Annotated in this window: 2 protein-coding genes and 1 pseudogene; all 3 read left to right on the top strand. The window is 44.0% G+C overall.

What is annotated here, in order from left to right:
• Nucleotides 1-377 precede the first annotated feature (377 nt).
• Nucleotides 378-5,519 carry a caspase family protein gene (locus F6J99_RS01550; RefSeq protein ID WP_293111413.1) on the top strand — a complete coding sequence of 1,714 codons (5,142 nt, stop codon included), beginning with the start codon at nucleotides 378-380 and terminating at the stop codon, nucleotides 5,517-5,519.
• A gap of 456 nt (nucleotides 5,520-5,975) precedes the next feature.
• A complete protein-coding gene (locus F6J99_RS01555) occupies nucleotides 5,976-6,167 on the top strand; it encodes a hypothetical protein (RefSeq protein ID WP_293111414.1) in 192 nt (63 codons plus the stop codon).
• A gap of 229 nt (nucleotides 6,168-6,396) precedes the next feature.
• A pseudogene (locus F6J99_RS01560) lies at nucleotides 6,397-6,573 on the top strand (transposase); the annotation flags it as partial.
• Nucleotides 6,574-6,688 lie beyond the last annotated feature (115 nt).

Here is a 6,688-nt window from a genome sequence, read left to right on the forward strand (position 1 = left end):
CTTTAAGAGCATGCGTACGCTACCATCGGTAAATGTGTTTACCCTACGGAAACTGGTTCAGTTACGAAGAAGCGATGAAGCGTTTCGGCAAAGCCGACGCTACGCGAACGCAAAGCGTGGCCTTTGGCCTCAGCTTCCGCTAAAAGCGAGCGCGTAATTTGTCTTAACTAAGTTGGCTCTCCTAGACTGAGTACAGTCTAGGAGTAGTTTAAATGAGCTTGCCCTGCTTTCCTTAATAGGTAAAGATTTATTACGAAACTAATAATTTCTGCGTAAAGTCAACAGATTATCTTGGGGGAATAAATAGGGAGCATCCCAGATTTGATGCTCCCAATCAAGAGTATTAAAGTTATCTTTATAAGTGCTTATAGCATAACATGTTTTCTCGCAATCTCGCCTTTATCACCGGCATCAATAACTACACAAATGGCATTTCCCCCCTGAACACCGCCGTAAACGATGCCAAAAAACTAGTGGAAATTCTCCGCAAAAAGCATGATTACCAAGTCTGGGTATGCTTAGACGAAGTGGCAACTCTGTCTAACTTTAACAAATTTTTATTCCATACCTTACCCGAACAAGTCACTGAAAATGACCGCTTATTATTTTACTTCGCTGGTCATGGAGTCGCTCGCAATGGCGATGATGGCCCGGCGGGTTACTTAATTCCTCAAGATGCTTTACTGGGGGATACTAATAGTTATCTGCCCATGACGAAGTTACACGATGCTTTAAGTCAATTACCCTGTCGTCATTTCTTGGGTATCCTCGACTGCTGTTTTGCTGGTGCTTTCCGTTGGTCGAATACCAGGGATTTACTCACATCGCCAGAAGTAATTCACCAAGAACGATACGACCGTTTTATTACTGACCCAGCCTGGCAAATTATTACCTCCTCAGCTTCTGACCAAAAAGCTTTAGATAACTTTAATTTAGATAGGGTACGCGGTCAAGTCGGTAATCATTCCCCTTTTGCTAGTGCATTATTAGAAGCCCTCGAAGGGGCAGCAGATATAATTCCTCCTGCTACCAATGGTAAACCGGCTGGAGATGGGGTAATTACAGCCACAGAATTATATTTATATTTACGGGATCGAGTCGAAATACCCACAGAAAAATGCCGTCTACGACAAACGCCCGGTATTTGGTGTTTAAATAAGCACGATAAGGGAGAATATATCTTTCTTTCTCCGGGACATGAACTTAATTTACCCCCCGCACCAGCTTTAGATGAGTCACAAAATCCCTATCGCGGTTTAAAGTCCTTTGACGAGAAACACAGTTCACTGTTTTTCGGTAGAACATTACTAGTGGAAAAGTTACAGGATTTTGTCAAAGCTAATCCCCTGACAGTGGTGTTGGGTGCTTCCGGTTCGGGTAAATCAAGCTTGGTAAAAGCCGGATTAATTCCCAAACTACGGCAATCTCAGACTGAGAAATGGTGTATTTTGCCACCCATCCGTCCTGGTGAGACTCCCTTGCAAGGGTTAAATAATGTGCTATGTAATGCTACCTTACCAGGGGTAGAGCCACAAAACCCACAGCATAACCTGGCAATGAGCATTGATGTTTGGGCAAAAAATAACCCCAACTCTAAGTTATTACTGTTTATTGACCAAAGCGAAGAAATTATTACACTCTGTCAAAACTTAGATGAGCGTCAGGAGTTTTTCCAACAGATACTCACAGCCATAAATGCCCATCGGGATAAATTACGGGTAGTATTAACCCTACGTTCTGATTTTGAACCCCAAGTCAGGGATGCTGGCTTAAGGTTTGTCCCCACAGACTATAACGTGGGAAAAACTTTGCTTAAAAAGCGTTGGCACAACGGACGATTTATTGTGCCAGGGATGACACGAGGGGAACTAAGGGAAGCAATCGAGAAACCGACTCAAGCACGGGTGATGTATTTTCAGCCCCACGATTTAGTTGAACAATTAATAGAGGAAGTGGCGGATATGCCGGGAGCATTGCCCCTGCTGTCTTTTGCCTTGAGCGAACTTTATCTGAAATACTTAACGCGACAACGGGAGGCACAATACAGCGGTATTACTATTGACCGGGCGTTGACTGAAGCCGATTATATGGAATTGGGGGGAGTAATGCAATCACTAACTCAAAGGGCTGATGAAGAATATCAGGCGCTAGTTCATGAAAATCCAGCTTATGACCAAGTTATCCGTCATGTGATGCTGCGGATGGTTGCCCTGACTGGGGGTGAGTTAGCCCGTAGGCGCGTACCGTTATCAGAATTGGAATATCCGCCTCAGAAAAATGGTTTAGTGAAGGAAGTAATTGAGCGTTTTAGCACAGCACGGTTATTAGTAAAAGGACTTGATAGTGAGGGGAATCCTGATGTGGAACCAGCCCATGATGCTTTGGTGCGGGGTTGGCAAAGGTTGCTGGAGTGGAAACAAAAAGAGGAGGAAAATTTACTTCTACAACGGCGGTTGACTCCTGCAGCGGTGGAGTGGGAAAGCCAGCAAAAGCCAAAGTTTCTTTGGCATGCTAACCCTCGTCTTGATTTGTTGAAAAAGGTACTCAATTCTGAGAATAACTGGTTTAACCAAGTGGAAGCTGAGTTTGTGCAGCGTAGCGTCAGGCGAAAAAGCTTCAATACTCGTCGGAATTGGGTTGTTGCGATCGCAGTTATGCTGGGGTTAGGTACAGGTTTAGTATTATCGACTTATTTTGGCTTACAATCTCGTAAACGGGCAATTAACTCAGACTTCCTTGCACAAGCTGCCAATATCAAGTATTCTCTATCAGTAAAACCTACTACAGAAGAATTGCTCCAAGCTATTGAATCAACCGCTAAAATTCAAGATTACCAAAAATCCTTACAACCAACAGTGATCAATGAAGTTCATTCTAGCTTATTGACAGCCTTAGATAAGGTTCAAGAAAGTAATCTTTTACAAGGTCATACAGATATTGTAAATGATATCGCTTTTAGTCCAGATGGCAAACAGATTCTCAGTGGCAGTGATGACAACACAGTGCGTTTGTGGGACACCGAAACAGGTCAAGCTCTCCATACATTTGTTGGTCATACAAGTAGTGTCACTGATATCGCTTTTAGTCCAGATGGCAAACAGATTCTCAGTGGCAGTAACGACCACACAGTGCGTTTGTGGGACACCGAAACAGGTCAAGCTCTCCATACATTTGTTGGTCATATAGATGGTGTCAGTGCGATCGGTTTTAGTCCAGATGGCAAACAGATTCTCAGTGGCAGTAAGGACAACACAGTGCGTTTGTGGGACACAGAAACCGGTCAAGCTCTCCATACATTACAAGGTCATACAAGTAGTGTCACTGCGATCGCTTTTAGTCCAGATGGCAAACAGATTCTCAGTGGCAGTTATGACAGAGTGCGTTTGTGGGACACAGAAACAGGTCAAGCTCTCCATAGATTACAAGATTATACAGATGGTCTCACTGATATCGCTTTTAGTCCAGATGGCAAACAGATTCTCAGTGGCAGTAACGACGGAATAGTGCATTTGTGGGACACAGAAACAGGTCTTATAATCCATACATTACCAGTTCATATAGATGGTGTCTATGCGATCGCTTTTAGTCCAGATGGCAAACAGATTCTCAGTGGCAATGGTGACAAGACAGTGCGGTTGTGGGACACAAATTCCGGTCAACTAATCCATCAACTAGAAGGTCATAAGGATCGTGTCACTGCGATCGCTTTTACTCCAGATGGCAAACAGATTCTCAGTGGCAGTGAGGACAACACAATCCGTTTGTGGGACACCGAAACAGGTCTTCTAATCCATACATTACAAGGTCATACTAGTTGGGTCACTGATATCGCTTTTAGTCGAGATGGCAAACAGATTCTCAGTGGCAGTAGGGACGGAACAGTGCGGTTGTGGGACACAGAAACTGGTCTTACTCTCCATACATTACAAGGTCATACAAGTTTTGTCGATGATATCGCTTTTAGTCCAGATGGCAAACAGATTCTCAGTGGCAGTAACGACAACACTGTGCGTTTGTGGGATACCGAAACAGGTCTTACTCTCCATACATTACAAGATGTCAGTGCGAGCGCTTTTAGTCCAGATGGCAAACAGATTCTCAGTGTCGGAACTTGGGACAACACAGTGCGTTTGTGGGATACAGAAACAGGTAAACTAATCCATACATTAAAAGATGTCGGTACGAGCGCTTTTAGTCCAGATGGCAAACAGATTCTCAGTTTCTATATTGACAACACAGTGCGTTTGTGGGACCCTGAAACAGGTCTTCCTCTCCATACATTAGAAGGTCATACTAGTTATGTCACTGCGATCGCTTTTAGTCCAGATGGCAAACAAATTCTCAGTGGCAGTGATGACAACACAGTGCGTTTGTGGGACACAGAAACCGGTCAACTAATCCATACATTAGAAGGTCATACAAGTGCTGTCTATGCGATCGGTTTTAGTCCAGATGGCAAACAGATTCTCAGTGGCAGTTGGGACGGGACAGTGCGTTTGTGGGACACAGAATCCGGTCAACTAATCCATACCTTTGAAGGTTATACAAGCTGGGTCAATGATATCGCTTTTAGCCCAGATGGCAAACAGATTCTCAGTGGCAGTTATGACGGAACAGTGCGGTTGTGGGACACAGAAACAGGTCAACTAATCCATACCTTACAAGGTCATACTGATGATCTCTATGATATCGCTTTTAGTCCAGATGGCAAACAGATTCTCAGTGGCAGTAAGGACAACACAATGCGTTTGTGGGACACAGAAACAGGTCAACTAATCCATACATTACAAGGTCATACTGATGATGTCTATGATATCGCTTTTAGTCCAGATGGCAAACAGATTCTCAGTGGCAGTTTGGACAACACAGTGCGTTTGTGGGGCAATTACTCTTGGCAAGAGGCTTTAAAAGAGGGATGTAATCAGCTGCAATTTCATCCTGACCTCGTTGCGCCTCAAAATAATCAAGACAATAAAGCAGGAGAAGTCTGTCTCAAGTATGCCGATTGGGAAGATAAAGCCAAAGCCGACTTTCTGGTAAGACTTGGTCGGGCTTTTATTTCACAAAAAGAGCCAAATCTCAAGAGTGCTGTTAAAAAATTTAAAGAAGCGCAAAAACTCAATCCTGACATCGACCTCAATCCAAAGACAAGGGAAATAGATAAGGATCCCAAAACAGTAGCACTACTGTTAGTTGCACAATGGAAAGTAGAACAGGGTTGGTGGCTAGCAAGAGAGGGAAAAATAGAGGAGGCTATTTCTGTCTATCAAGAAGCACAAAAACTTAATCCTGACATCGACCTCAATCCAAAGACAAGGGAAATAGATAAAGACTCTAAAACAGTAGCACTACTGTTAGCCGCACAAAAGAAGGTAAAACAAGGTTGGTGGCTAGCAAGAGAGGGAAAAATAGAGGAGGCTATTTCTGTCTATCAAGAAGCGCAAAAACTCTATCCTGACATCGACCTAAACCCAAATACAAAAGAAATAGATAAAGACCCAAAAACATTAGTGCAATAGTTAGCCCCAGACTCGAAATAATCACATGCTTGTCCACAGAAGAATGAAGTAGGTGCTCAAGCCATGGCCTAAAGGCCACGCTACGCGAACGCCTCATCGGGTACCTGCCAACTAAATATATTATTAGAGCCGAAATCTTGGATAGATTATCGGCTACTTTGCGCTGCATCAAGAGGTGTGACCCGTGGCGAATTTAATTCTTAATGGGTCAAGCGCACCTAACAGGGAATCAGCCTCAAATATAGCAGAAGTCAGAAAAGCGCGTAGCGCTATACCTCTGGCGACTCGATCAATAATTTGTTACAAAACTTTTAAAAATATGCTATAATGTTATATTTTTTATGTTACAATCAAACCGTGGACAATCAAATCCACGGGAAGAGCCAGCCTGACGTACTTGCAAGGGCGAAGGCTGGCTCTGGCTACCCCTTAAAGTAAAGGAGATAACTTAATATTATGTCCCATCGTCCAAGCCTATATCCATGGGTCATGATTCGGCTATTACCACCGATGCCACCAGTCGTTTTCGCTCGGTTCCGCAACTGTTGTGATGCCAAAGGTTATTCCCAGACCCTGAAACAGCTGCTGCCTGGTGCTAAGTTTCTAATAGTTTTAGATATAAGTCTGCCCATGGAGCAAGAGGAATAGGCAGTGTTGCAAGGGTGGGTTTTTTACATTTGGGTCAAACCCACCCCCACACCCCACACCCCACAACCCACACCCCACACCTCACGTCTTTGTTAAAAACCTACCCCTGCGAGCCTCGCACTTAAGTCCTCAAAAGTCCTTACAAAATGGGATGTAACGGTATAAGACAGACATAGACATTTTACTAGCGCTAGATTATACTTGAAGTATAGGACACAGCCAGTTAACGATGCCATTGAAAATAGACACAACAAAAAAGATATCGACTCAGGTCGTCCCCGTGGTGGGAATGACCAAGTCGGTTGAATTGGAGTTGTTGTCTACGATGAAGAAACTAGGCGTCGTCAGGTCTGAGTCTTACAACAAGCTGGGCAGCATCAGTTATTGGGGGCTGGACTGGGTGCGGCTCGTTCCAACTAGGAGCCTTCAGCGACTGAAGGGGTATGAGTTGGGGACTTGCGCAGGATAAAACCTGAAAAGTCTAACTACCTATCGGATGCAGGTGAAAGCCCTGCCTATGA

Source organism: Moorena sp. SIO4G3 (assembly GCF_010692305.1).
GTDB lineage: Bacteria > Cyanobacteriota > Cyanobacteriia > Cyanobacteriales > Coleofasciculaceae > Moorena > Moorena producens_A.

What these genes read in the sequence shown, in the direction of transcription:
- F6J99_RS01555 (WP_293111414.1), top strand. Translation starts at nt 5,976, where the DNA reads ATGTCCCATCGTCCAAGCCTATATCCATGGGTCATGATTCGGCTATTA.
- F6J99_RS01550 (WP_293111413.1), top strand. Translation starts at nt 378, where the DNA reads ATGTTTTCTCGCAATCTCGCCTTTATCACCGGCATCAATAACTACACA.